Genomic DNA, 23,909 nt, shown 5'->3' with positions numbered 1-23,909 from the left:
GCTCACTCCTCGCGCTCACGGTGCCGTTCTCGTTCGCGACTGCGGGGCTCGCAAGCTCACTCCTCGCGCTCACGGTGCCGTTCTCGTTCGCGACTGCGGGGCTCGCAAGCTCACTCCTCGCGCTCACCGTGCCACCCTCCATTTGCGTTCCAGGAACCGTTGCAGGAACACCAGCGGCAGGATCAGGATCAGGAAGCCGATGGTGATCCAGAGCAGGACGGCGAACTGCGGCTCGCCCCGCTCGGCCATGTACGCGGGGATCGCGCCGGCCTCCAGCACCGAGAAACCAGCGGCGATGGTGGTGTTCTTCAGCATCGCGATGAACACGCTCATCATCGGCGGGACCATCGCCCGCAGCGCCTGCGGCAGGACTATCAGCGTGAGCACCTGACCGAAGGTCATGCCCAACGCGCGGGCCGCCTCGGCCTGACCCGCGGCGACCGTGTTCACGCCGGAGCGGATCACCTCGCAGACGAAGGCGCTGGTGTAGACGGTCAGCGCGATGGCAGCGCTGGAGAAGTAGTCGATGTTGACGTCCAGCTTCGGCACCGCGAACACGAGGAACGCGAAGACCAGCGTCAGAGGGGTGTTGCGCACCAGGTTGACGTACGTGGCGCCGAACGCGCGCAGTGCCGGCACGGGAGAGACCCGCATCGCGCCGAGCAGGGTGCCGAGGACGAGGCTGCCGACCGCGGCGATCAGGAAGAGTTGGACGGTGTTGGTGAAGCCGTCCACGAACAGTTGCCCGTTGTCGGTCAGTACGCGGAAGAACTCGCCCATGCCTCGCTCTCAGTCCTCGGACGGGCGCCGGGCGGGGACGAGCCCCACCCGGCGCCGCAACTCGTGTCGAACCGGTCGGTCAGTACCGCTCGAGCGCGGGCGGGGTGCCCGCCGAGCCGGAGAGGCCGAGCGTGCCGTCGTAGATCTTCTGCCAGGTGCCGTTGGAGAACGACGCCTCGATCTGGTTGTTGACGTAGTCGCGCAGCGCCTTGTCGTCCTTCGGCAGGCCGATGCCGTACTTCTCGGTGCTGAACGGCTTGCCGACCACCTTGAGCTCGGTCGGGCTCTGCGCCGCGTAGCCCTTGAGGATCGCGTCGTCGGTGGTGACGGCGTCGACCTTCTTGTCGAGCAGCTGCGAAACGCACTCCGAGTAGGTCTTGAACTCGACGATGTTGCCCGCCTCGGTCAGGCCCTCGTCCCGAACCCGCTGGATCGGGGTCGAGCCGGTGGCCGAGCAGACCTTCTTGCCCTTGATGCTGTCCTTGCCGGTGATCGACGTCTCGTCCTTGCGGACCAGCAGGTCCTGGCCGGCGACGAAGTACGGGCCGGCGAAGGAGATGTCGTTCTTACGCTTGTCGGTGATCGAGTAGGTGCCGACGTAGTAGTCGACCTCACCACCCTTGATCGCGGTCTCCCGGTTGGCCGACGCGATCTCCTTGTACTCGATCTTCGCCGGGTCGATGCCGAGCGTGCTGGCCACGTACTGGGCGATCTCGATGTCGAAGCCGCACCGCTTGCCCTGGGCGTCCTTGTAGCCGAGGTTCGGCTGGTCGAACTTGACCCCGACGGAGACCTTGCCGGCCGTCTTGATCTTCTCGAAGGTCGGGCTGCCGGCGACGGCGGCGTCCGTCTTCGGGGTGAAGGTGGCACCGGAGGTCTTGCAGGTGTCGGACTGCGCCGCACCGGAGGCGCTCCCGCCCGCGCTCGGGGTCGGCTCGCCCTCCTTGCCGCACGCTGCCGCCGACAGGGCGAGGGAGGCCATCATGGCGACCGCCGCCACGCGCTTCATACGCATACTCTTCTCCTTCTTCGACGGAGCCCACCGGGATGCGGCACGCTCCACTACGGACGCCTAGTGCGTGAGGATTTTGGAGAGGAAGTCCTTGGCCCGCTCGCTGCGTGGGTTCTCGAAGAACTCAGCCGGGGGCGCGTCCTCGACGAGCCTGCCGTCGGCCATGAAGATGACCCGGTTCGCGGCGTGCCGCGCGAAGCCCATCTCGTGGGTGACCACGACCATCGTCATGCCGTCGCGGGCCAGGGAGGTCATCACGTCCAGCACCTCGCCGACCATCTCCGGGTCCAGTGCGCTGGTCGGCTCGTCGAAGAGCATCGCCTTGGGCTGCATGGCCAGGGCTCGGGCGATGGCTGCCCGTTGCTGCTGACCGCCGGAGAGCTGGGCCGGGAACTTGTCCGCCTGGTTGGCGATGCCGACCCGGTCGAGCAGGGCCAGGCCGCGCTCGCGGGCGGCCGTCGGCTTCTCCCTGCGAACCTTGATCGGGCCGAGGGTGACGTTGTCCAGGATGGTCTTGTGGGCGAAGAGGTTGAAGGACTGGAACACCATGCCCACCTCGCTGCGCAGCTTCGCGAGGGGCTTGCCCTCGGCCGGCAGCGGCTGACCGTCGAAGGTGATGGTGCCGGAGTTGATCGGCTCCAGTCGGTTGATGGCGCGGCACAACGTCGACTTGCCGGAGCCGGACGGGCCGATGACCACGACCACCTCGCCCCGACCCACCGACAGCGAGACGTCGTCCAGCACGTGCAGCGGCCCGAACCACTTGTTGACCGCGTCCAGCACGATGAGCGGTTCGCCCGTCGTCACGTCGTCCACCGTCCCCTGTCGTCTCCCGGATCGGGGTCGGTTGACCCCCGGTGCGGCCACTGTAGGCGGCCTGATGTGGCGGAATGCAACCCAGCGGGTCACGGAGCGGTAACACCGGTCACGATCGTCATCGAGGGTCGGACTCGGGTCAGCGCGTGGGTCGCAACGGTGGCGATCGTGGCGTGTTGCCGAGATCATGGACCGATGACCGAACCGGTACGGCTGACTCGCTACGCCCGCGGCGGTGGCTGCGCCTGCAAGATCCCACCGGGCGAGCTGGAAATCATGGTGGCCGGTCTCGGGCCGGCTTCCGGCACCGCCGAGTTGCTGGTCGGTCTGGATCACGGCGACGACGCGGCGGTGGTCCGGCTCGACGAACGGACCGGTCTGGTCAGCACCGCCGACTTCTTCACCCCGGTGGTCGACGACGCGTACGACTGGGGGCGCATCGCCGCCGCCAACGCGCTCTCCGATGTGTACGCGATGGGCGGCATCCCGCTGGTCGCGCTCAACCTGCTCTGTTGGCCGCGCGACGTGCTGCCGCTGGAGTTGGCGCGCGAGGTGCTGCGCGGCGGTCAGGACGTGGCCCGGGAGGCCGGCTGCCACCTGGCCGGTGGCCACAGCGTGGACGACGACGGCCCGAAGTACGGCCTCGCGGTCACCGGCACGGTCCGGCCGGAGGAGTTGATCACCCTCGACGCCGGCCGGGCCGGGGTGCCGCTGTCACTGACCAAGCCGCTCGGTGTGGGCGTACTGAACACCCGGCACAAGGCCACCGGCGAGAGCTTTCCGGAGGCGGTGGCCACGATGAGCGCACTCAACCGGGATGCCGCTCACGCGGCGGTCGCCGCCGGCATCCGCTGCGGCACCGACGTGACCGGCTTCGGTCTGCTCGGGCACGCCTCGAAGCTCGCCCGCGCCAGCAGGCTCACGGTGGCCATCGACACCGCCCGGGTGCCCTACCTGGCGGGTGCGCGGGAGGCGCTGCGTGACGGCTACGTCAGCGGCGGCACCCGGCGCAACCTGGACTGGGTCACCCCGTGGACCGACGTCGGCGCGACGGACGAGGACGAGCGGCTTCTCCTGGCCGACGCGCAGACCTCGGGTGGGCTACTGGTCGCCGGTGAGGTGCCGGGCGCGCCCGTGGTCGGTGAGTTGCTGCCCCGCGGCGAGCACCTGGTCGTCCTGCGCTGACCGCCCGCCCCAGCCCCGCCCGCCCCCAGCCCCGCCGGGGACCTGCAACACGCTCTGGCGACACACGGTGCCGGTGGTGCGGACGGCGCACGATACCCGATAAACTGTCACCTTCCCGCTACTCGGAGCAATGCCGCTCTGGGAAATTTTGCCCGGAATGGTCACAGACCGGTAACTTGCCCCCGGCTGAGGTCAAATGCCCCCCACCATCGTCAGTAAGGCCCGATCCGGAGGCCGGTGGGACGAACGCAGCGAGGAGGCGGAATGACCGAGCTGTGGAACTGGAGAATCGACCGGGTACGACCCGTGGAGGTCTACCCGGCGCTGGCCGAGGCGCTCGGTCGGGTGGTGATGCCGCTGGCCGTGGCCGATCCGGCGCGGCTGCCGGCGTACGCGGTGGTCTGTGACGTCTGGCAGGCGCCGGGCGAGTTCGCGACGGTCGTGGACTGCTACGGGGTGCCCGACCGGCTTTCCGAGCACGCCAGCATCGCCGCTCTGGCCCGTTTGCTGGGCCGCGACTGCCTGCTGCGCGACGACACGCTCGACGCCGGTCGGCACCTGCTCGTGGCCCCGGACGGCACGGTCCGCCCGGTGCACTTCGACGTTCGGGACACCGACGACGGTGAGGTGCTGAGCAGGCAGCGGCTCTGCACGCTGGGTGACCCGGGCTGTCGGGGCTGGTCGCAGTGCCACCGCTCGCGTTGGGCACCGGACACCGTCGTGCCGGCGCTCGCCGCGGCCTGACCCCGGCCGGCACCGCCGTCGCGCCGGCGCTCGCCGCGGCCCGACCCCCGGGTCGGGGCCGGGTCGGCGCCGGGTGCCGTGTCGGCGGTCAGGCGCGGTTCGCGGCGGCGGGCGGCCGGTCCGCGGCGACCGCCCCGGTGCCCCGCACCACGAGCTGGTCGAGCAGGGTACGGGTGGCCTCGGTGACGGCGGCCACGGCGGCGTCGAACGCGGCGGCGTTGTGTGCGGCGGGTGCCCGGAAGCCGGAGATCTTCCGTACGTACTGCAACGCCGCCGCCTCCATGTCGTCGTCGGTCACCTGCGGGGTGAACGGCTCACGCAGGGTCTTGATGCTCCGGCACATGTCGTGCTCCTCGGTTCGGGGCGATCCGGCCGACCCGGATACGCTGTCCTGGTCATGACTACCGCAGCGGCGGGCAGCGCGCGCACCTACCAGGTGCGCACCTACGGCTGCCAGATGAACGTGCACGACTCCGAGCGCATTTCCGGCCTGCTCGAAGAGGCCGGTTACGTGCGCGCGCCCCAGGCCGACGACACCCCGGACGTCGTGGTCTTCAACACCTGTGCGGTGCGGGAGAACGCGGACAACCGCCTCTACGGCAACCTCGGTCATCTGCGCCCCGTGAAGGACAGCCACCCGGGGATGCAGATCGCGGTGGGCGGCTGCCTGGCCCAGAAGGACCGCGGCGACATCGTCCGCAGGGCCCCCTGGGTGGACGTCGTCTTCGGCACCCACAACATCGGTGCGCTGCCGGTGCTGCTGGAGCGGGCCCGGCACAACGCCGCCGCCGAGGTGGAGATCCTGGAGTCGTTGGACGTCTTCCCGTCCACGCTGCCCACCCGGCGCGAGTCCACGTACGCCGGCTGGGTGTCGATCTCGGTGGGCTGCAACAACACCTGCACGTTCTGCATCGTGCCCGCTCTGCGCGGCAAGGAGAAGGACCGCCGCCCCGGCGATGTCCTCTCCGAGGTGCGTGCCCTTGTCGACGAGGGTGTGCTGGAGGTGACCCTGCTCGGGCAGAACGTCAACTCCTACGGCGTCGAGTTCGGGGATCGGTACGCCTTCGGCAAGCTGCTGCGCGCCTGCGGTGACATCGACGGCCTGGAGCGCGTGCGGTTCACCAGCCCGCACCCGAAGGACTTCACCGACGACGTGATCGCCGCGATGGCCGAGACGCCGAACGTCTGCCACTCGCTGCACATGCCGTTGCAGTCCGGCTCCGACGACGTGCTCCGGGCGATGCGGCGGTCCTACCGCTCCGACCGCTACCTGGGGATCATCGAGAAGGTCCGGGCGGCGATGCCGGATGCGGCGATCACCACCGACATCATCGTCGGCTTCCCCGGCGAGACCGAGGCGGACTTCCAGCGCACCCTGGACGTGGTCCGCGAGGCCCGGTTCTCGTCGGCGTTCACCTTCCAATACTCCAAGCGCCCCGGCACCCCTGCCGCCTCCATGGACGCCCAACTGCCCAAGCAGGTCGTGCAGGAGCGCTACGAGCGGCTGATCGCCTCGGTGGAGGAGATCAGCTGGGCGGAGAACAAGCGCCTGGTGGGGGAGACCGTGGAGGTGCTCGTCGCGGTCGGCGAGGGCCGCAAGGACGGGCGCACCGGCCGGATGTCCGGCCGGGCCCGCGACGGCCGCCTGGTCCACTTCGACGCTGCCGAGCTGGCTGGGCAGATCCGTCCCGGCGACATCGTGCACACCACCGTCACCTATGCCGCACCGCACCACCTCAACGCCGACGGAGCGCCGCTGACGCACCGCCGGACCCGGGCCGGCGACGCCGCCGAGGCCGGCCGCTCCCCGCGTACCCCCGGTGTGTTGCTCGGCCTGCCCACCATCGGCGCTCCCGCCGCGGCGCCCGCGCCGACCACCGGCTGCGCCGCGCACTGACCGCCCCCGGCCGGGACCTCCTTACGGAGGCCCCGACCGTGGCGTTCAGCAGGCGGCGCCGTTGAGCCTGACCGCGCCCGGTGCGGCGGCGGTGCCGTTGGCGGTGAAGCCGACGGTCACCGATGCGCCCGGCGCCAGCGACGGTGCCCACCCCGGCGCGGCGGCGGTCACCGTGCTGCCCGACTGCGTCACGGTGGCGTTCCATCCGCTGGCCAGGCTCACCCCGGCCGGCCAGGTCCAGGTGGCCGACCACGGATTGAGCGCCCCGGTGCCGGCGTTGGTGACGGTCAACTCACCCTGGAAGCCACCCTGCCAGGCGTTGGTCTGCCGGTAGGTCGCGGTGCAGCGGCCGGTCGGCGCCGGCGTGGTCGGGCCCGGCGTGGGGCCGCCGCCACCGCCGCCGACGGGTGCGATCAGGTACGGCTGGAGGATGGCCTGCTTGGTGGTGTTGATGCTGGTCCAGTCGTCCAGCGCGATGCCGCCGGTGTCCCCGGAGTTCGGGTTCCACGACCAGTAGGTGAAGGACATGCCGTTGACCCCGGTGCCGGTGTAGGCCATCAGCCTCTCCAGCCAGACCCTGTCCTTCGGGTCGGCCAGGGTGCTGCCGAACTCGCCCATCATGATCGGCGCGATGTTCTGCTTGTACAGGTAGCCCCAGTACCTGTCCCAGATGCCCGGCAGGTTCGCCGGGTAGTCCGGGGCGTCGAACCAGGTCTGCCGGTAGACCGAGGTGGCGTACTCGTGCGGCGAGTAGACCAGCCGGTTGGCCACGCTCAGCCGGACCGGGAACTGGCCGGCCTTGGAGAGGTTCCCACCCCACCAGCCACAGTCCTCGTCGTTGCTCGGGTCGTTGTCCCAGACGTTGGAGAGACCCCCGCTGGGGCAGCTCACCCCCTCCACGAAGATCAACCAGTTGGGCTGGACGCCGAGGATGGCGTTGCCGGCCCGCTCGGCGGCCAGCCGCCAGTCCCGCGCGGTGTCGCCGCAGCCCCAGCACGCGCCGGTCGCCGCCGGGTTGGTGCCCTCGGCGTGCGGCTCGTTGTGCAGGTCCGCGCCGATCACCGTGGTGTTGCCGGCGTACCGCTGGGCGAGCGCCTTCCAGTCGTTGATCCAGGTCGCCTCGGAGACGGTCGGCGTGTACCAGAGCGGGGACTGCCCGGCCGAGGTCGGCCGGTGCCGGTCCAGGATGACCCGCATCCCCTTGCTGCCGGCGTAGCCGACCACCCTGTCCAGGATCTGCAACGGGGACAGCCCCACCAGGTCCGGGTTGACATAGTCGTTGACCCCGCTGGCCGTGGCACCCGGCTTCAGCGCGTCGTTCGAGTAGGGCACCCGCAGGGTGTTGTAGCCCAACCTCGCCATCGTGTCGATCTGCCCGCGCCACGGGTTGCTCGACCAGAGGCCGTGGAACGTCTTGTTGTCGGTCTCCATGCCGAACCAGTTGATGCCGGTGAGCCGGACCGTGGCTCCGGTGCTGTCGACGATCTTGTTGCCGCTGGTGTGCAGGTAGCCGGTGCCGGTGCCGCCCGGCGCGGCGGCGGCCGGTCCGGTGCTGACGGCGGCGGCGACGAGCACGCCGGCCGCGGCGGTGGCGAGCGCGGTCAGCGCGCCGCCGAGGGACGTGGGACGGTGCATGCGAGCTCCACTTCGGATGCCCGCCGCCGCTCATCGCGGCGCGGGCGCAGGACCGGGGCCGGCCGTCCGCCCGTCACGCTCCCCAAGGAGTACGCGGACAGTGCAGAACGGCCGATGTCACGCGGACGTGGTCACTCGCGCACTGCACACCGGCGTCCCCCGACAGCGGCGTTCCGCCGTCAGCGCCCTAACGCCGGCGTCCTGGCCTGGCTCTGCCGCCCATTCTGATCAGCACACGTCGATGCGTCAACCGGTACGCCCGACGCCCGCCCCCGCCCGGCTCCCGACGCCCGCCCCGCAAGATCGCGCTCGATCCAGGATGTAGTGGTATCCGAAACGTCTCGAGACCACTACATCCGGGATCGAGCATGACCATGACGATTGCGGCGCGTCTGGCAGCACCTTCGGGGATGGGGCGCGGGCGGATGCGCGCGAGCCCCCGGTCCCACACGGGGATCGGGGGCTCGCGGAACGCGTCGGTCAGCCGGCCTGCTCGGCGAGTTGGAGGAACTGCCGCTTGGAGGCGAGGGCCTGTTCGGCATCCTTGATCCGGCGGGCGTCCCCGGCGCTCTGCGCCCGGGCCAGCCGATCCTCGGCCTCGGCCACCTGCGCCCGCATCTGGACGAGCAGCGGGTTGTCCTCCTTGGTGGTGCGGCGCCACGCCGAGTCCATCACCTCGCGGACCTTGTCGTCGATGACGCGCAGCCGGCGCTCCAGCCCGGCGGCGGCCTCCCGGGGGACCCGGCCGGCCTCGTGCCACTGGGCCTGGATGTCCCGCAGCTTGGCCTGGGCGCCCTTCGGGTCGGCGTCGATGTCCAGCGCCTCGGCCTCGGCCAGCAGAGCCTGCTTGCGATCGAGGTTGCCGCGCTGCTCGTTGTCCCGTGCTGAGAAGACCTCGCTACGCCGGGTGAAGAAGGCGTCCTGGGCGGCCCGGAACTTCTCCCAGAGTTTCTGCTCGGCCTCCTTGGAGGCGCGGGGCGCGGCCTTCCACTGGGTCATCAGCTCCTTGAGCTGGTTGGCGGTGGCCGCCCACTCGGTGGAGTCACTGATCTTCTCGGCCTCGGCGACCAGCTCTTCCTTGGCGGTCTGCGCCGACTTGCGCTGCGAGTCCAGGGAGGCGAAGTGGGCGCCCCGGCGTCGGGTGAAGCCGTCGCGGGCGGCGGCGAACCGCTTCCACAACTCACCGTCGGCCTTCTTGTCCACCCCACGGATGGTCTTCCACTCGTCGAGGATCTCCTTGAGTCGGTCTCCGGCGGTCTTCCACCCGGTCGACTCGGCGGCTAGCTTCTCGGCCTCCTCGACCAGCGCGGTCTTGCGGGCCAGAGCCTCGCTCCGAGCGGCGTCCCGAGCGGCGCGAGCCTCGCCGGCCTTCTCCTCGGCGAGGGTGGCCAGCTTGTCCAGCCTCGCGGCCAGGGCGTCGATGTCGCCGACCACGTGGGCCTCGGGCAGCGTGGCACGGATTCGCTTGACCGTGCTCAGCGAGTGCCCCGCATCCGCCGCGCCCGAGTTGAGCCGCGCTTCGGTCAGGTCCACTTCGGTCACCAGGTCGGCGAAGCGGCGTGCGAAGTGCGCGAGGCCCTCCTCCGGTGCTCCCGCCTGCCAGGATCCGACCACCCGCTCGCCCTCGGTGGTCTTGACGTACACGGTGCCGTCCGCGTCCACCCGTCCGAAGGCAGTCCAGTCGCTCATGTGCCCATCCTCGTTCTCCCGGCCTCGAGGGAACTGGCCCCCGTCGCCGCCACGGCGCAGTCAAGTTGCTTCCGGCATTGTCACAGGTCCGACCCGGTCCGCGTCGAGCGCCTATCGCCGACCGTGACCATACGGTGTCCTAGGGCGCGAATGACCGGATCGGCGCGGAGACGCTCCGGGCATTCCCGCTACGGTGGACGGGTGCCACTGGTCGCCGCCGCCGTCTGCCCGCATCCGCCCCTGCTCGTGCCCGAGGTGGCCGGCGCCGCCGCGCCGGAGCTGGACGACCTGCGGGCGGCCTGCGACACCGCCGTCGACGGGCTGTTGGCCGCCGACCCGGACGTCGTGGTGCTGCTTGGCGCCGGTCCGCTGACCGGCCCGATCCTGCCTCCGGCGACCGGTTCGCTGCAGCCCTGGGGCGTCGACCTGGACGTGCCACTGACCCCCGGCCAGCCCGACCGGGGCGCGGTGCTGCCGTTGAGCCTGACCATCGGCGCGTGGCTGCTGGCCCGGCACGGCGTGCGCCCGCCGGTGCGGGCCGTGCAGGTGGCCGCCGACGCCGGCCCGGCCGAGCTGGCCGCGCTCGCCGACGAGGTCAACGCCGTCGGCGCCCGGGTGGCGCTGCTGACGCTGGGGGACGGGTCGGCCTGCCGGGGGGAGAAGTCCCCCGGGTACGACGACCCGCGTGCCTTCCCGTACGACCAGCGGGTTGCCGTGGCCCTGGCCGGGGCGGACGTGGACGTCCTGCTCGACCTCGACCCGGGTCTGTCGGCCCAGCTGAAGGCCGCCGGCCGGGCGCCCTGGCAGGTGCTCGCCGGCGCGGCCCGGTCGGCCGGCGCGTGGCGCGGCGAGCTGCGATACGACGCGGCGCCCTACGGCGTCGCGTACTTCGTGGCGTCCTGGAAGCCTGCGTGACCCGCGACGGCGACCGTCCGGTCGGCATGGTCGTCGCGGTGGTCGGCCCGACCGCCGCCGGCAAGTCGGCACTGAGCGTCGCGTTGGCGCACGCCCTCGACGGGGAGGTGGTCAACGCCGACTCGATGCAGCTCTACCGGGGCATGGACATCGGCACCGCCAAGCTGACCCCCGCGGAGCGGGACGGGGTGCCGCACCACCTGCTGGACGTCTGGGAGGTCACCGAGCCGGCCAGCGTCGCGGAATACCAGCGGCTGGCCCGCGCGGCGGTGGACGACATCCTGTCCCGGGGGCGGGTGCCGCTGCTGGTCGGCGGCTCGGGGCTGTACGTGCGGGCGGTGCTGGAGCACTTCGACTTCCCGGGCACCGACCCGGCGCTGCGCGAGCGGCTGGAACGCGAACTGGCCGAGGTCGGCGCGGCGCCGCTGTACGCGCGGCTGCGCGCCGCCGACCCGGCCGCCGCCGAGGGCATCCTGCCCGGCAACGGTCGACGGATCGTCCGGGCACTGGAGGTGATCGAGCTCACCGGTGCGCCGTTCGCCGCATCGCTGCCCGAGCCGACGCCGTACTACCCGTCGGTGCAGCTCGGGGTCGACCTGGACACCGGGCTGCTGGACGAGCGGATCGCGTCGCGGGTCGACCGGATGTGGGCCGACGGCCTGGTGGCCGAGACCCGTGAGCTGGTCGGTCGGGGTCTGCCCGAGGGGCGGACGGCCAGCCGGGCGCTCGGCTACCAGCAGGTGTTGCGCCTGTTCGCCGGGGAGTTGACCGAGACGCAGGCGCACGAGGAGACGGTCCGGGCCACCCGGCGGTTCGTCCGCCGGCAGCGGTCCTGGTTCCGGCGCGACCAGCGGATCCACTGGTTGGATTCGGCGACGCCGAGCCTGATCGAGGCCGCCCTGCGCCTGGTGCCCACCGCTGCGCGATGATGGAGGCGTGGAGTTCACCAAGGGCCACGGCACCGGCAACGACTTCGTTCTCCTTCCCGACCCGGACGGTCAGCTCGACCTGACCCCGGAGCTGGTCGCGGCGCTCTGCGACCGGCGGCGGGGCATCGGCGCGGACGGGGTGCTGCGGGTGGTCCGCGCGGCCAAGCATCCCGAGGGCGCCGGGCTGGCCGGTGACGCCGAGTGGTTCATGGACTACTGGAACGCCGACGGATCGTTCGCCGAGATGTGCGGCAACGGCGCCCGGGTCTTCGTCCGCTACCTGATCGACACCGGGCTGGCCACGCCGGTAGGCGCGGCGCTGCCGGTGGCCACCCGGGCCGGCGTCGTGCGCGCCCGCATCGACGGGGCGACCATCGCCGTCGAGATGCGCCGACCCCGGGTGTACGACGGCTCCACCGCCACCCTCGGCGGGCTGACCCTGCCCGGCACCGCCGTCGACGTCGGCAACCCGCACCTGGTGTGCGTCCTGCCGGCGGGCATCGATCTGGACGCGCTGGACCTCGGCGCCGCGCCCGGGTTCGACCGGAAGGTCTTTCCGGCCGGCGTGAACGTGGAGTTCGTCGTGGCGGGCGACGCGGTGGACGGCACCGACGAGCACACCCTCATGCGGGTGTACGAGCGCGGAAGTGCCGAAACCCTGTCCTGCGGCACCGGCGCCTGCGCGGTGGCCGCCGTGGCCCTACGCGACGCCGGCCGGAACACCGGCACGGTCGCCGTCGACGTCCCCGGTGGCCGCCTCACGGTCACCGTCACCGCCGACTCCTGCTGGCTCTCCGGCCCAGCCGTGCTCATCGCCACCGGCAAGACCCACCCCAACCCCTGACCCCACCCTCACCCCCCGCCGTGGCGTCGATCATGAGGTTGCCGGGGGACAAAGCGTGCATAATCGCCCACCAACCTCGTGATCGGCGGGGTGCGCGGGACGGCAGTGACGCGGGACGGGGGGACGCGGGAGACGGGCGCGGGTCGGGGGCGCGGGGTTACGGGGTGGCGCTGGCGTTGGCGGCGATCTCGGGCAGGTCGGCGGGCCCCGGGTCGGCGGCGGGCAGCGGGCTGGGGCTGTTCGCGGCCGCGCGGACGGCGGCGGCGACCGCCGGGGCGACCCGGGAGTCGAAGACGCTCGGCACGATCACCGTCGGGTTGATCTTGTCTTCACCGACGACGTCGGCGATGGCCCGGGCGGCGGCGATCGCCATCTCCTCGGTGAACTCCTCGGCGTGCGCGTCGAGCATGCCGCGGAAGACACCCGGAAACGCGAGCACGTTGTTGATCTGGTTCGGCTGGTCCGAGCGGCCGGTGGCGACCACGGCGGCGTGCTTGCGCGCCTCCCGCGGGTCGACCTCCGGGTCCGGGTTGGCCAGCGCGAAGACGATCGAGTCCTTGGCCATCTGAGCGATGTCGTCGCCGGTGAGCAGGTTCGGCGCGCTGACACCGATGAACACGTCGGCGCCCCGGATCGCCCCGGGCAGGTCGCCGGAGTAGTTCTCCCTGTTGGTGTTGTCCGCCAGCCACTGCCAGGCCGAGTTGAGCCCGGTCTGGCCGCGGTGCAGGGCGCCCTCCCGGTCGTACGCGATGATGTCGCCGACGCCCTGGCGCAGCAGCAGCTTCATGATCGCGGTGCCGGCCGCGCCGGCCCCGGAGACCACGACCCGGACGTCCGCGAGCTGCTTGCCCACCACCCGCAGCGCGTTGGTCAGGGCGGCCAGCACGCAGATCGCGGTGCCGTGCTGGTCGTCGTGGAAGACCGGGATGTCCAGCAGCTCCCGCAGCCGGGCCTCGATCTCGAAGCAGCGCGGCGCGGCGATGTCCTCCAGGTTGATCCCGCCGTACGCCGGCGCGATCGCCTTGACGATCGCCACGATCTCGTCGGTGTCCTGGGTGTCCAGCACCACCGGCCAGGCGTCCACCCCACCGAAGCGCTTGAACAGCGCCGCCTTGCCCTCCATCACCGGCAGCGACGCGGCCGGCCCGAGGTTGCCCAGGCCGAGCACCGCCGAGCCGTCACTGACCACCGCGACGGTGTTGCGCTTGATGGTCAGCCGGCGGGCGTCCGCCGGGTTCTCGGCGATCGCCATGCAGACCCGGGCCACCCCCGGGGTGTACGCGCGGGACAGCTCGTCACGGTTGCGCAGTGCGACCTTCGAGGTCACCTCGATCTTGCCGCCAAGGTGGAGCAGGAAGGTCCGGTCCGACACCTTGCGCACGTCCACGCCGTCCAGCGCGGTCAGCGCGTCGACCACCTGGTCGGCGTGGCCCGTGTCGGCGGTGTCGCAGGTCAGGTCGACGATCACGTGGGTCGGGTCCGAGTCGACCACGTCGAGCGCCGTGACGATCGCCCCGGCCTCGCCGACCGAGGTGGTCAGTCGGCCGATCGAGGAGGCGTCCGCGGTCACGGCGATCCGAATGGTGATCGAGAATCCGGCGCTCGGCAGTCGGGTGATGGCCACGGGGTCCCTCCGTCACGGCTGTGCGGCCGGTCGGCCGCCGCCCGCATTTCTACCGGGTTGTCGAGGTCGGCCGGCATTCGGCCCCACTTTTGGCGACGCTCGGCACGGGCATATAGCGGGTGCGCTGAGCGTTGCGTTCTGTCAGGATTACTTTGTACTTATCAAAACGGACAGGAGAACCGCTTGCGAGACCAGGAGAGCTTCGTCGGAGTCGAGGGCGAGTTCGACGACGTCACCACTGGCGAGATGGAGCTGTCGGAGCGGCAGTCGCTTCGACGCGTACCGGGCCTCTCCACCGAGCTCACCGACGTCACCGAGGTGGAATACCGGCAGCTGCGGCTGGAGCGGGTCGTCCTGGTGGGTGTCTGGACCGAGGGCACCGCGACCGACGCGGAAAATTCGCTCACCGAGTTGGCCGCCCTGGCCGAGACCGCCGGTTCGCAGGTCCTCGAAGGGCTGATCCAGCGGCGCACCCGACCTGACCCGGCCACCTACATCGGTCGCGGCAAGGTCGAGGATCTCGGTGCGGTGGTGCTCTCCACCGGTGCCGACACGGTGATCTGCGACGGGGAGCTGTCCCCGTCCCAGCTGCGCAACCTGGAGGAGCGCACCAAGGTCAAGGTCGTCGACCGGACCGCGCTGATCCTCGACATCTTCGCGCAGCACGCCAAGAGCAAGGAAGGCAAGGCGCAGGTCGAGCTGGCCCAACTCGAATATCTGCTGCCACGGCTGCGCGGTTGGGGCGAGACGCTGTCCCGGCAGAGCGGTGGTAGCGGTCGCGGCGGTGGCGCCGGCGGCGGCGTGGGCACACGTGGCCCTGGTGAGACCAAGCTGGAGACCGACCGGCGGCGCATCCGCCACCGCATCTCCCGGCTGCGTCGTGAGATCAAGAGCATGAAGACGGTACGCGTGACCAAGCGCGCCCGTCGCTCCCGCAACTCCGTCCCCGCGGTGGCCATCGCCGGCTACACCAACGCCGGCAAGTCCAGCCTGCTCAACCGGCTGACCGGTGCGGGCGTGCTGGTGGAGAACGCGCTGTTCGCCACCCTGGACCCGACCACCCGTAAGGCCACCGCTCCCGACGGGCGGCTCTACACCCTCTCGGACACGGTCGGCTTCGTCCGGCACCTGCCGCATCAGATCGTCGAGGCGTTCCGCTCGACGCTGGAGGAGGTCGCCGAGGCGGATCTGGTGGTGCACGTCGTCGACGGCACCCACCCGGATCCGGAGGAGCAGGTCCGAGCGGTCCACGAGGTGCTCGCCGAGGTCGGCGCGGACCGCCTTCCCGAGTTGCTGGTGGTCAACAAGACCGACGCGGCCGACGAGGACACGCTGCTCCGGCTCAAGCGCCTCTGGCCGGACGCGATCTTCGTCTCCGCGCACTCCGGGCGGGGCATCGACGGGTTGCGCGAGGCGATCGAGGAGCGGTTGCCGCGCCCGGCGGTCGAGGTTCGTGCCGTGTTGCCGTACGACCGGGGTGACCTGGTGGCGCGGGTGCACCGCACGGGCGAGGTGCTCAGCACGGCGCACCTGCCGGAGGGCACCCTGCTGCACGTCCGGGTCGGTGCGGCGCTCGCCGCCGAGCTGGCCCCGTTCGACGTCGAGCGGCAGGGTCAGGCGGCTGGCGTCCGGCCCTGACCGCCCACGGCGTCATCCACCAGAAACGCGTGGCATGCGACACTGGCCGAATGCGCCGCGTCGTTTCCTCGGTCACGGTTGCCCTCGGCCTGCTCGGGGCAACCGTGGCGCTCGCCGGAGTCGCCGTTGCGGCCCCCGCTCCCGGATCATCCGAGCAGCCAGCCGCCACGCCCGGTAAGAAGCGCTGCACGATCGTGGACGAGCGGCTCCGGGAGCTGTCCGGGCTCGTGGTCACCAAGAGTGGCTTCATCGTCATCAACGACGGCACCGAGAACGCGGCACGCAAGCGGGTCTTCTTCCTGGACAGCAAGTGCAAGATCTCGAAGGAGCCGGTCCGGTACCCCGGGCAGGGTCCGGCCGACACCGAGGATCTCGCCGTCTCGAAGGACGGCGGCACCCTCTGGATCGCCGACACCGGCGACAACGCCACCTCGAAGGTGCGCCGTACCCGGGTCGCGCTCTGGTCGATGCCGAGCAGCGGCGCGAAGCAGCCGGTGCTGCACCGGCTCTCCTACCCCGACGGCAAGCCGCGCGACGCCGAGGCGCTGATCATCGGTGACGACGGCAAGCCGTTGATCATAACGAAGGTGACCAGCGGCAAGGCCGAGATCTACACGCCGGCAGCCGAGTTGAAGAACGGCGATACCGAACCGGTGCCGATGCGCAAGGTCGGCGACGTCGCGCTGCCCCGGACGCAGACCGAGAACCCGCTCAACACGTTCGGTCGGGTCGCGATCACGGGCGCGGCGCGATCGCCGGACGGCGCACGGGTTGTCCTGCGCACCTACGCGGACGCCTTCGAGTTCGACGTGGCCGGCGGTGACATCGTGGGCGCGCTCACCACCGGAAAGCCCCGGGTGACGCCGCTCGCCGACCCGTTCGGCGAGGCCATCAGCTACACCTCGGACGGCAAGACCTTTCTCACCGTCTCCGACGGCCAGCAGTTCACCGAGGACGAGACGATCGACATTCTCAGCTACACGCCGTCCACGTCGACCGTGGCGCCGCTGGCTGCCGCAGGTGTCGCCAATGCGGCCGCCTCGAAATCCTGGACCGATGGCTTGAGCCTCGACGACATCACCTACCTGGTCGGCGCGGTCGGGTTGATCGGTGTGCTGCTGGTCGGTGCCGGCATCTTCGGCATCGTGCGGGCCCGCCGCCGACCGCCGGCTGGCGACGCGTCGGACAGATCCGATCCGGACGACGGGCCCGTCGGCCCGCGCAGCGGACGTGGTGACGAGGGTCGCCCAGCGCCCGGTGACCGCCCTGGTGGGGTGTACGGCGGTGGCGCACCGGCCGGCGGAGGCGTCTACGGCGGTGGGGGCCGTGGTGGTCCCGCCCCGGCGGGCGGTGGGGTGTACGGCGGTGGCCGTCCGGCAGGCGCCGACGGGGGCTACGGTGCCGCTCGGCCGGGCGGCGGCGGGGCCGGTAGCGGTGTCTACGGCGGCGGTCGTCCCCCGGCAGGTGGCGGTGGCCGGCAGGCGGGTGGTGGTGGCGGTCGCGCGCCGGGTGGTGGCGGTGGTCGCCCCCCGGGTGGTGGCGGTGGTCCCGGCGCTGGCGTGTACGGCGGCGGTGGTCAGCCGGGCACCGGTCGTGCGGAGCCGCCTCGGCGTGGTGGGCAGGAGCCCGACTACCGGGGCCAGCGGCCCGGTCGCCGGCGTGACGAGGACGCGCCCGGTGATCCGTACGGACAGTATCCCGGGGGCGGTCGCGGCCACCGGGGTGACCGCTACTGACGCCCTGGACCCAGGGCCGTGGCGCGCAGTGGCCGACTGACCTGCCTGTCACCGGATCGGTGCGGGTGAGCGCCGTCGGCACTCACCCGCGAACCGGTCAGATGCGGCGCAGCACCGCCACGACCCGGCCCATGATGGTGGCGTCGTCACCGGGGATCGGGTCGAAGGCCGGGTTCTGTGGCATCAGCCAGACGTGCCCGTCGCGCCGTCGGTAGGTCTTCACGGTCGCCTCGCCGTCGAGCATGGCGGCCACGATCTCGCCCGAGTCGGCGGTCGGCTGCTGCCGGACGACCACCCAGTCGCCGTCGCAGATCGCCGCGTCGAGCATCGAGTCGCCCTTGACCTGGAGCATGAAGACCTCGCCCTCACCCACCAACTCGCGGGGAAGCGGGAAGATGTCCTCCACCGCCTGCTCGGCGAGGATCGGCCCACCGGCGGCGATCCGCCCGAGCATCGGCACGTACGCCGGTGTCGGCCGCTGCGCGCGGGTCAGCTCGTCGTCGATGGCCTCGCTGGGGGCGCGGACGTCCACCGCACGCGGCCGGTTGGGGTCGCGGCGCAGGAAGCCCTTCTTCTCCAGCTCCTTGAGCTGGTAGGCGACGCTGGACGGCGACACCAGGCCGACCGCCTCGCCGATCTCCCGGACGCTCGGCGGGTAGCCGTGCCGCTCCACCCAGGTGCGGATGAACTCCAGGATGCGTCGCTGGCGGGCGGTCAGGTCGACCGTCGCCGGGTCGGGGAAGGCGCTGACCACCGGGGTGACCGGGCGCACGGCGGGCTGACCCGTCCGGCTGCGCGCGGCACTGCGGCGTCGGGTGGCCGGCGGGCCCGCCTCGGTGATCTGCTGCGGGCTCTTCGGCCGGCTGGCCCGGTCTTCGGTCACGTCCGTCCTCCCTGGTCGGCGCTGGGTGCCTCGTCGGCTCGTGGTGCGTGCGGCGGTGCCACGACGGTGCTGCGTCGCCGGGGGTGCTGAAGATCCATCACGCCCGGTTGTTCCTGACCGTATAGGTGAGATCGGTCATTTTCAAACATCTGTACGACCTCTCACCGGCGTGTCGGGGTGAAAAACCGCACCTGTCGTACGGATGTTCTGATAAATGGTACGTCGGATAGCACGTGTGTTCGATCCTCGACCGTTTTCCGGGCCGCTTCGGCCGGTCGGCCGGTAACTCCGAGGGCCTGCCGGCGTTGGGCACCCGGCGGAGCGTTGGGGGGCGGATGACCGGAGGGGTCCGTGACGCGCCGGACACGCCGGCAACTTGACCGGGGTTCGTCAGCGACATACGGTCGACCCCTAGATGTAGTAGTGACACGGGCGTAAGTTGCCTACAGGTTGGGTCCAGCTACCGACCGCACACCCGTAAGGTTGATCACGGCGAGCGCCATCCGAGGGCGGCGTCGCCGAGGTGGGCCGTGTCCGGACGTGCCCGGTACACCCGAGTTGATCATTATTTGGAGGTGGGCGATGCGGTGTCCGTACTGCCGACACGCCGACTCCCGGGTGGTCGACTCGCGGGAGGCCGACGACGGCCAGCTCATCCGACGGCGGCGGTCCTGCCCGGAGTGCGGCAAGCGGTTCACCACCGTCGAGGAGGCGGTCCTCGCGGTCGTCAAGCGCAGCGGGGTGACCGAGCCGTTCAGCCGTACGAAGATCATCGGCGGGGTGCGCAAGGCGTGCCAGGGCCGGCCGGTCGACGAGGACTCGATCGCGCTGCTGGCCCAGAAGGTCGAGGAGACGGTCCGGGCCAAGGGAGCGGCCGAGCTGCCCAGCCACGATGTGGGGCTGGCCATCCTGGGCCCTCTACGGGACCTGGACGAGGTGGCGTACCTCCGGTTCGCCAGCGTCTACCGGTCCTTCGACTCGCTCGCCGACTTCGAGCAGGAGATTGAGACACTGCGGGCCGCCGCCCGCGCCCGGGAGGGCGCGGCGGAGGCCGGGGCGGCGGGGACCGCCGGCCGTACCAACTGAGGTTTGTGTTGTTGACAGGTGGACGCGCGGCGGGTGACCGCGTGGACGAGGGGGCGGATGAGATGTCGGGGGATGGTGTGACGACAAGCAGGTCACGGAGCAAGGCAAGCGCGAGCGCCGGGTTGAAGATCGAGCGTGTGTGGACGACCGAGGGGGTCCACCCGTACGACGAGCTCGCCTGGGAGCGCCGCGACGTCGTGATGACGAACTGGCGGGACGGCTCGATCAACTTCGAGCAGCGCGGGGTGGAGTTCCCGCAGTCGTGGAGTGTCAACGCGGCCAACATCGTGACCACCAAGTACTTCCGGGGAGCGGTGGGGACCCCGGAGCGGGAGTGGTCGCTCAGGCAGCTGATCGACCGGGTGGTCAGCACCTACCGCACGGCGGGTGAGGAGTACGGCTACTTCGCCAGCCCCGCCGACGCCGAGATCTTCGGGCACGAGCTGACCTGGATGCTGCTGAACCAGGTGTTCAGCTTCAACTCGCCGGTCTGGTTCAACGTGGGCACGCCGTCGCCGCAGCAGGTCAGCGCCTGCTTCATCCTGGCGGTCGACGACTCGATGGACTCGATCCTCGACTGGTACAAGGAGGAGGGGCTGATCTTCAAGGGCGGCTCCGGCTCCGGGGTCAACCTGTCGCGGATCCGCTCGTCCAGGGAGCTGCTGTCCTCCGGTGGCACCGCCTCCGGGCCGGTCAGCTTCATGCGAGGCGCGGACGCCTCGGCCGGCACCATCAAGTCCGGCGGCGCGACCCGGCGGGCGGCCAAGATGGTCATCCTCGACGTGGACCACCCGGACATCGAGGAGTTCGTGGTCACCAAGGCGCGCGAGGAGAACAAGATTCGCGCCCTGCGCGACGCCGGGTTCGACATGGACCTCGGCGGCTCCGACATCGTCAGCGTGCAGTACCAGAACGCCAACAACTCGGTCCGGGTCTCCGACGAGTTCATGTCGGCCGTGCAGAACGGCGGCAGCTTCGACCTGCGCGGCCGGCTGGACGGTGCGGTGATCGACACCGTGGACGCCAAGAAGCTGTTCCGCACGATCGCCCAGGCCGCCTGGGAGTGCGCCGACCCCGGCCTGCAGTACGACGACACCATCAACGACTGGCACACCTGCCCGGAGACCGGCCGGATCACCGCGTCGAACCCGTGCTCGGAGTACCTGCACCTGGACAACTCCTCGTGCAACCTGGCCTCGCTGAACCTGATGAAGTTCCTCCGCGCCGACGGTGGCTTCGAGGTGGAGAAGTTCGTCAAGTCTGTCGAGTTCGTCATCACCGCGATGGACATCTCGATCTGCTTCGCCGACTTCCCGACCGAGAAGATCGGTGAGACGACCCGCGCCTACCGTCAGCTCGGCATCGGCTACGCCAACCTGGGCGCCCTGCTGATGGCGACCGGCCTGCCGTACGACTCGGAGCAGGGCCGATCGGTCGCCGCGTCGATCACCTCGCTGATGAACGGCACCGCGTACCGGCGCTCCGCCGAGCTGGCCGGTGTCGTCGGCGCGTACGACGGCTACGCCCGCAACGCCGAGCCGCACAAGCGGGTCATGCGCAAGCACGCCGCCGCCAACGACGAGATCAAGCCGACCAGCACGGTGGCCACCGCGATCGTCCGCGAGGCGACGAAGCAGTGGACCCTGGGCAACAAGATCGGCGACCGGAACGGCTGGCGCAACGCGCAGGCCAGCGTCCTCGCCCCGACCGGCACGATCGGCTTCATGATGGACTGCGACACGACCGGCGTGGAGCCGGACCTGGCGCTGGTCAAGTTCAAGAAGCTGGTCGGCGGCGGCTCGATGCAGATCGTCAACCAGACGGTGCCGCGCGCCCTGCGCAGCCTCGGCTACCCCGAGGAGCAGGTCGAGGCGATCATCGAGCACATCGCCGACCACGGCCACGTGGTGGACGCCCCCGGCCTCAAGCCGGAGCACTACCCGGTCTTCGACTGCGCCATGGGGGAGCGGACGATCGCCCCGATGGGTCACGTGCGGATGATGGCGGCCATCCAGCCGTTCGTCTCCGGCGCGATCTCCAAGACGGTCAACATGCCGGAGGCGGCCACCGTCGAGGACGTCGAGAAGATCTACTTCGAGGGCTGGAAGCTCGGCCTCAAGGCGCTGGCGATCTACCGGGACAACTGCAAGGTCGGCCAGCCGCTGTCCGTGGCCAAGTCCAACAAGGCCACCGAACCGGCCGCCGTCGAGACCGCACCGGCCGCGCCGGCCGCAGTGGCCGCGGTGGAGAAGGTCATCGAGTACCGGCCGGTGCGTAAGCGCCTGCCGAAGAAGCGCCCGTCCGAGACGGTCAGCTTCTCCGTCGGCGGCGCCGAGGGCTACCTCACCGCGTCGTCCTACCCGGACGACGGCCTCGGCGAGGTCTTCCTCAAGATGTCCAAGCAGGGCTCGACCCTGGCCGGGGTGATGGACGCCTTCTCGGTGGCCATCAGCATCGGCCTGCAGTACGGCGTGCCGCTGGAGACGTTCGTCAGCAAGTTCACCAACATGCGCTTCGAGCCGGCCGGCATGACCGACGACCCGGACGTGCGGATGGCGGCCTCGGTGATGGACTACATCTTCCGTCGCCTGGCACTGGACTTCCTGCCCTACGAGGGTCGCGCCGAGCTGGGCATCTTCACCGCCAGCGAGCGGGCCGCCCAGCTGCGGGCCGAGGCCGACGCGGAAACCGCCGCGGTCACCGGCGCGGAGCTCACCGCGATGGCGTCCTCGGCGCCGGTGGAGACCTCCGCCGCGCCGGCGCCGGCCAGGCCGGAAGCCGTCGCCCAGCCGGCCCAGGAGATGGCCGACGTGGCCGCCGCCAAGCCGGCCCCGAACGTGGGTTCCAGCACCGAACTGCTCGAGGCCGTCATCGGCAAGGCCGCCGACGCACCGCTCTGCTTCACCTGCGGTACGAAGATGCGCCCCGCCGGTAGCTGCTACGTCTGCGAGGGCTGCGGCTCCACCAGCGGCTGCAGCTGACGTACGCGAAACGCGGCGCTGCCCCGGCCTCCCTCATCGGAGGTCGGGGCAGCGCCGTTTCCGGATCCATGCTGGCCCGCGTGGCGGGCATCTTGCTATCGGCCGTGATGCCTGTGAGGCATTGTGATGACTCACAGGCATCACGCTCGTCAGGGCATGGCCCTCCGGGGCCGCCGCCGAAGGGTCAGCGGAGGTCGGGGAGATGGTCCGCCAGCACCAGTTCAGCACCTTGATGAGATGTCCCGGCGGCGCAGGCCGCGCGAGGTGGCCGGGTCAGGGCTGGGCGAACAACGGCCCGTAGTTCGACCGGAACATCTGCTCGCCGAGGCGGCGCAGCACCACGTCGCGCAGCGCGGGCGGAAGCCCGGTGGCCTTGTCCCGGCGATGGGTCTGGCTCAGCACCCAGTCGGTACGCGGGCGTCGCCGCGCCTCGTACCCACGCAACGCGTCGGCGACGGAACCGGCGGTGGCCAACGACGCGGCGAGCACGTACGCGTCCTCCAGGGCCATCGCCGCACCCTGGGCCATGTTCGGCGACGTGGCGTGAGCGGCGTCGCCGATCAGCAGCACCGGCCCCCGGGACCAGGAGTCGAGCACGACCTCCTGGTTCGGCCCGGCGTGCAGGGTGTCGGGGTCGGCGTCGAGCGCCTTCAGCATGGTGGCGGCCGGCTCGGGGTACGTCGCGCCCAGCTCCTCACGCCAGCCCGGCCGGTCGGCCACCGGGCCGTCGTTGTAGTAGCAGTACGTCTGCTCGGCGCTGATCGGGATCGTCAGGAACTGCCTGCCGCGCCCCAGCTGCACCGACCAGACCGGCTCGTCGTCGATGCGGGGAGCGAGCCACCGGTACGCGTACTGGCCGAGGTTGCGGGCCGCCTGACCGTCGAAGGCGAGCCGGCGTACGGTCGAGTTCACCCCGTCGGCGCCGATCACCAGGTCGTACCGCTCGGTGCTGTCGTCGTCGAACTCGACCGCGACCAGGTCGCCCTCCCGCACGAGCGCGACCGGCTGGCGGCCCCAGCGGATCGGGGTGTCGCCGACGCCGGCGAGCAGGGCCCGGTGCAGCTGCGCCCGGGGCAGCGACACACACGGCCCGACGCCCCGCCACAGCGCCGCCACGTCGATGTCGAAGAGTCGACGCCCGCGCTGGTTGGCGCTGCGCTGCCGCGTGATCTCCACGGCGACGTCCGCGACCGGCTCCCGCAGGCCGAGGACGTCGAGCACGCGGGTCGCGTTGCCGGTGAGGTAGATGCCGGTGCCGGAGTCGGTCGGCCCCGGTAACCGCTCGACCACATCGATCGTCGCGCCCCAACCCCGCAGAGCGGCCACCGTCGCCAGTCCGGCGACACCCCCGCCGACGATCAGTACCCGGACACCCGCACCCCGCATGACACGATCCCCCGTTGCCCCTGCCGGCCGTATGAGCTGCTGCTCACCGTTCCGGCCGCCGTAGCACTCTACGAGGCGGGTGAGTCAGCGCACGAGAACGGGGGCTGAACTGCCGGGGAACGGCTGCGA

19 protein-coding genes are annotated in these 23,909 nt (G+C 71.1%); 10 read left to right on the top strand and 9 right to left on the bottom strand.

The annotated features are described in order from the left end of the window. Positions 1-123: 123 nt before the first annotated feature. The 3 genes from ACLJN9_RS17690 to ACLJN9_RS17680 all read right to left on the bottom strand — a co-directional run bounded on the left by ACLJN9_RS17690 (position 124) and on the right by ACLJN9_RS17680 (position 2,608). Complete coding sequence (locus tag ACLJN9_RS17690; protein WP_410812461.1) at positions 124-780, bottom strand: amino acid ABC transporter permease; 657 nt, start codon at positions 778-780, stop codon at positions 124-126. Positions 781-859: 79 nt separating this feature from the next. Continuing rightward, positions 860-1,795, bottom strand: coding sequence for a glutamate ABC transporter substrate-binding protein (locus ACLJN9_RS17685; RefSeq protein WP_410812460.1), 936 nt, complete (start codon positions 1,793-1,795; stop codon positions 860-862). Positions 1,796-1,852: 57 nt separating this feature from the next. Further along, positions 1,853-2,608, bottom strand: a complete 756-nt coding sequence (locus tag ACLJN9_RS17680) for an amino acid ABC transporter ATP-binding protein (RefSeq protein WP_410812459.1) — start codon at positions 2,606-2,608, stop codon at positions 1,853-1,855. A gap of 195 nt (positions 2,609-2,803) precedes the next feature. Between ACLJN9_RS17680 and selD the strand changes: the two genes are divergently transcribed. Both selD and ACLJN9_RS17670 read left to right on the top strand, forming a co-directional pair. Continuing rightward, a complete protein-coding gene (gene selD, locus ACLJN9_RS17675) occupies positions 2,804-3,793 on the top strand; it encodes a selenide, water dikinase SelD (protein WP_410812458.1) in 990 nt (329 codons plus the stop codon). Between the two features lie 264 nt (positions 3,794-4,057). Next, positions 4,058-4,537: a hypothetical protein gene (locus ACLJN9_RS17670; RefSeq protein ID WP_410812457.1), complete on the top strand. Its 480-nt coding sequence runs from the start codon at positions 4,058-4,060 to the stop codon at positions 4,535-4,537. Between the two features lie 88 nt (positions 4,538-4,625). Here the strand turns inward: ACLJN9_RS17670 and ACLJN9_RS17665 are convergent, their stop codons facing one another. Further along, positions 4,626-4,880: a DUF2277 family protein gene (locus ACLJN9_RS17665; protein ID WP_410812456.1), complete on the bottom strand. Its 255-nt coding sequence runs from the start codon at positions 4,878-4,880 to the stop codon at positions 4,626-4,628. A gap of 54 nt (positions 4,881-4,934) precedes the next feature. On the opposite strand from ACLJN9_RS17665, the gene miaB reads away from it, so the two are divergent. Beyond that, positions 4,935-6,434: a tRNA (N6-isopentenyl adenosine(37)-C2)-methylthiotransferase MiaB gene (miaB, locus tag ACLJN9_RS17660; RefSeq protein ID WP_410812455.1), complete on the top strand. Its 1,500-nt coding sequence runs from the start codon at positions 4,935-4,937 to the stop codon at positions 6,432-6,434. 45 nt (positions 6,435-6,479) lie between these two features. On the opposite strand, the gene ACLJN9_RS17655 is transcribed toward miaB, so the two are convergent. Beyond that, complete coding sequence (locus tag ACLJN9_RS17655) at positions 6,480-8,069, bottom strand: cellulase family glycosylhydrolase (protein WP_410812453.1); 1,590 nt, start codon at positions 8,067-8,069, stop codon at positions 6,480-6,482. Between the two features lie 480 nt (positions 8,070-8,549). Beyond that, the gene (locus ACLJN9_RS17650) at positions 8,550-9,758 is read right to left on the bottom strand and encodes a DUF349 domain-containing protein (RefSeq protein ID WP_410812452.1); all 1,209 of its coding nucleotides are present in this window, start codon (positions 9,756-9,758) and stop codon (positions 8,550-8,552) included. 150 nt (positions 9,759-9,908) lie between these two features. Between ACLJN9_RS17650 and ACLJN9_RS17645 the strand changes: the two genes are divergently transcribed. Genes ACLJN9_RS17645 through dapF form a run of 3 tightly spaced genes read left to right on the top strand, consistent with a single transcriptional unit; the run spans position 9,909 to position 12,446 of the window. Further along, a complete protein-coding gene (locus ACLJN9_RS17645) occupies positions 9,909-10,673 on the top strand; it encodes a class III extradiol dioxygenase subunit B-like domain-containing protein (RefSeq protein WP_410812451.1) in 765 nt (254 codons plus the stop codon). Between the two features lie 26 nt (positions 10,674-10,699). After that, positions 10,700-11,602, top strand: a complete 903-nt coding sequence (miaA, locus tag ACLJN9_RS17640) for a tRNA (adenosine(37)-N6)-dimethylallyltransferase MiaA (protein WP_410812498.1) — start codon at positions 10,700-10,702, stop codon at positions 11,600-11,602. A 7-nt stretch (positions 11,603-11,609) separates the two neighbouring features. Further along, a complete protein-coding gene (gene dapF, locus ACLJN9_RS17635) occupies positions 11,610-12,446 on the top strand; it encodes a diaminopimelate epimerase (protein WP_410812450.1) in 837 nt (278 codons plus the stop codon). A gap of 157 nt (positions 12,447-12,603) precedes the next feature. Here the strand turns inward: dapF and ACLJN9_RS17630 are convergent, their stop codons facing one another. Further along, positions 12,604-14,070, bottom strand: a complete 1,467-nt coding sequence (locus ACLJN9_RS17630) for an NAD-dependent malic enzyme (RefSeq protein WP_410812449.1) — start codon at positions 14,068-14,070, stop codon at positions 12,604-12,606. Positions 14,071-14,253: 183 nt separating this feature from the next. Between ACLJN9_RS17630 and hflX the strand changes: the two genes are divergently transcribed. Together hflX and ACLJN9_RS17620 are read left to right on the top strand one after the other, a co-directional pair. Beyond that, the gene (hflX, locus tag ACLJN9_RS17625; protein ID WP_410812448.1) at positions 14,254-15,708 is read left to right on the top strand and encodes a GTPase HflX; all 1,455 of its coding nucleotides are present in this window, start codon (positions 14,254-14,256) and stop codon (positions 15,706-15,708) included. A gap of 50 nt (positions 15,709-15,758) precedes the next feature. Beyond that, positions 15,759-17,444: a hypothetical protein gene (locus ACLJN9_RS17620; protein ID WP_410812447.1), complete on the top strand. Its 1,686-nt coding sequence runs from the start codon at positions 15,759-15,761 to the stop codon at positions 17,442-17,444. 97 nt (positions 17,445-17,541) lie between these two features. Here the strand turns inward: ACLJN9_RS17620 and lexA are convergent, their stop codons facing one another. Beyond that, positions 17,542-18,327 (bottom strand): transcriptional repressor LexA, encoded by a 786-nt coding sequence (gene lexA, locus ACLJN9_RS17615; RefSeq protein WP_252416575.1) that lies wholly within the window; start codon positions 18,325-18,327, stop codon positions 17,542-17,544. A gap of 582 nt (positions 18,328-18,909) precedes the next feature. On the opposite strand from lexA, the gene nrdR reads away from it, so the two are divergent. Then, on the top strand, positions 18,910-19,413 hold the full coding sequence (gene nrdR, locus ACLJN9_RS17610; protein ID WP_410812446.1) for a transcriptional regulator NrdR: 504 nt from the start codon (positions 18,910-18,912) through the stop codon (positions 19,411-19,413). Positions 19,414-19,475: 62 nt separating this feature from the next. Next, positions 19,476-22,394, top strand: a complete 2,919-nt coding sequence (locus ACLJN9_RS17605; protein ID WP_410812445.1) for a vitamin B12-dependent ribonucleotide reductase — start codon at positions 19,476-19,478, stop codon at positions 22,392-22,394. A gap of 273 nt (positions 22,395-22,667) precedes the next feature. On the opposite strand, the gene ACLJN9_RS17600 is transcribed toward ACLJN9_RS17605, so the two are convergent. Next, on the bottom strand, positions 22,668-23,780 hold the full coding sequence (locus ACLJN9_RS17600; RefSeq protein ID WP_410812444.1) for an FAD-dependent monooxygenase: 1,113 nt from the start codon (positions 23,778-23,780) through the stop codon (positions 22,668-22,670). Positions 23,781-23,909: the final 129 nt, after the last annotated feature.

Origin of the sequence: Micromonospora sp. 067-2, from assembly GCF_046549295.1 — a bacterium.
Taxonomy (GTDB): domain Bacteria; phylum Actinomycetota; class Actinomycetes; order Mycobacteriales; family Micromonosporaceae; genus Micromonospora.
The sequence above is the reverse complement of the archived record's forward strand: the minus strand, read 5'-3'. Positions and strand labels throughout refer to the sequence as shown.

Coding starts and splice junctions, on each gene's coding strand:
- ACLJN9_RS17655 (WP_410812453.1), bottom strand. CDS start 8,069: ATGCACCGTCCCACGTCCCTCGGCGGCGCGCTGACCGCGCTCGCCACC.
- ACLJN9_RS17620 (WP_410812447.1), top strand. CDS start 15,759: ATGCGCCGCGTCGTTTCCTCGGTCACGGTTGCCCTCGGCCTGCTCGGG.
- ACLJN9_RS17650 (WP_410812452.1), bottom strand. CDS start 9,758: ATGAGCGACTGGACTGCCTTCGGACGGGTGGACGCGGACGGCACCGTG.
- ACLJN9_RS17645 (WP_410812451.1), top strand. CDS start 9,909: ATGACCGGATCGGCGCGGAGACGCTCCGGGCATTCCCGCTACGGTGGA.
- ACLJN9_RS17685 (WP_410812460.1), bottom strand. CDS start 1,795: ATGCGTATGAAGCGCGTGGCGGCGGTCGCCATGATGGCCTCCCTCGCC.
- ACLJN9_RS17670 (WP_410812457.1), top strand. CDS start 4,058: ATGACCGAGCTGTGGAACTGGAGAATCGACCGGGTACGACCCGTGGAG.
- ACLJN9_RS17665 (WP_410812456.1), bottom strand. CDS start 4,880: ATGTGCCGGAGCATCAAGACCCTGCGTGAGCCGTTCACCCCGCAGGTG.
- selD (WP_410812458.1), top strand. CDS start 2,804: ATGACCGAACCGGTACGGCTGACTCGCTACGCCCGCGGCGGTGGCTGC.
- ACLJN9_RS17600 (WP_410812444.1), bottom strand. CDS start 23,780: ATGCGGGGTGCGGGTGTCCGGGTACTGATCGTCGGCGGGGGTGTCGCC.
- nrdR (WP_410812446.1), top strand. CDS start 18,910: ATGCGGTGTCCGTACTGCCGACACGCCGACTCCCGGGTGGTCGACTCG.
- miaB (WP_410812455.1), top strand. CDS start 4,935: ATGACTACCGCAGCGGCGGGCAGCGCGCGCACCTACCAGGTGCGCACC.
- ACLJN9_RS17605 (WP_410812445.1), top strand. CDS start 19,476: ATGTCGGGGGATGGTGTGACGACAAGCAGGTCACGGAGCAAGGCAAGC.
- ACLJN9_RS17690 (WP_410812461.1), bottom strand. CDS start 780: ATGGGCGAGTTCTTCCGCGTACTGACCGACAACGGGCAACTGTTCGTG.
- miaA (WP_410812498.1), top strand. CDS start 10,700: ATGGTCGTCGCGGTGGTCGGCCCGACCGCCGCCGGCAAGTCGGCACTG.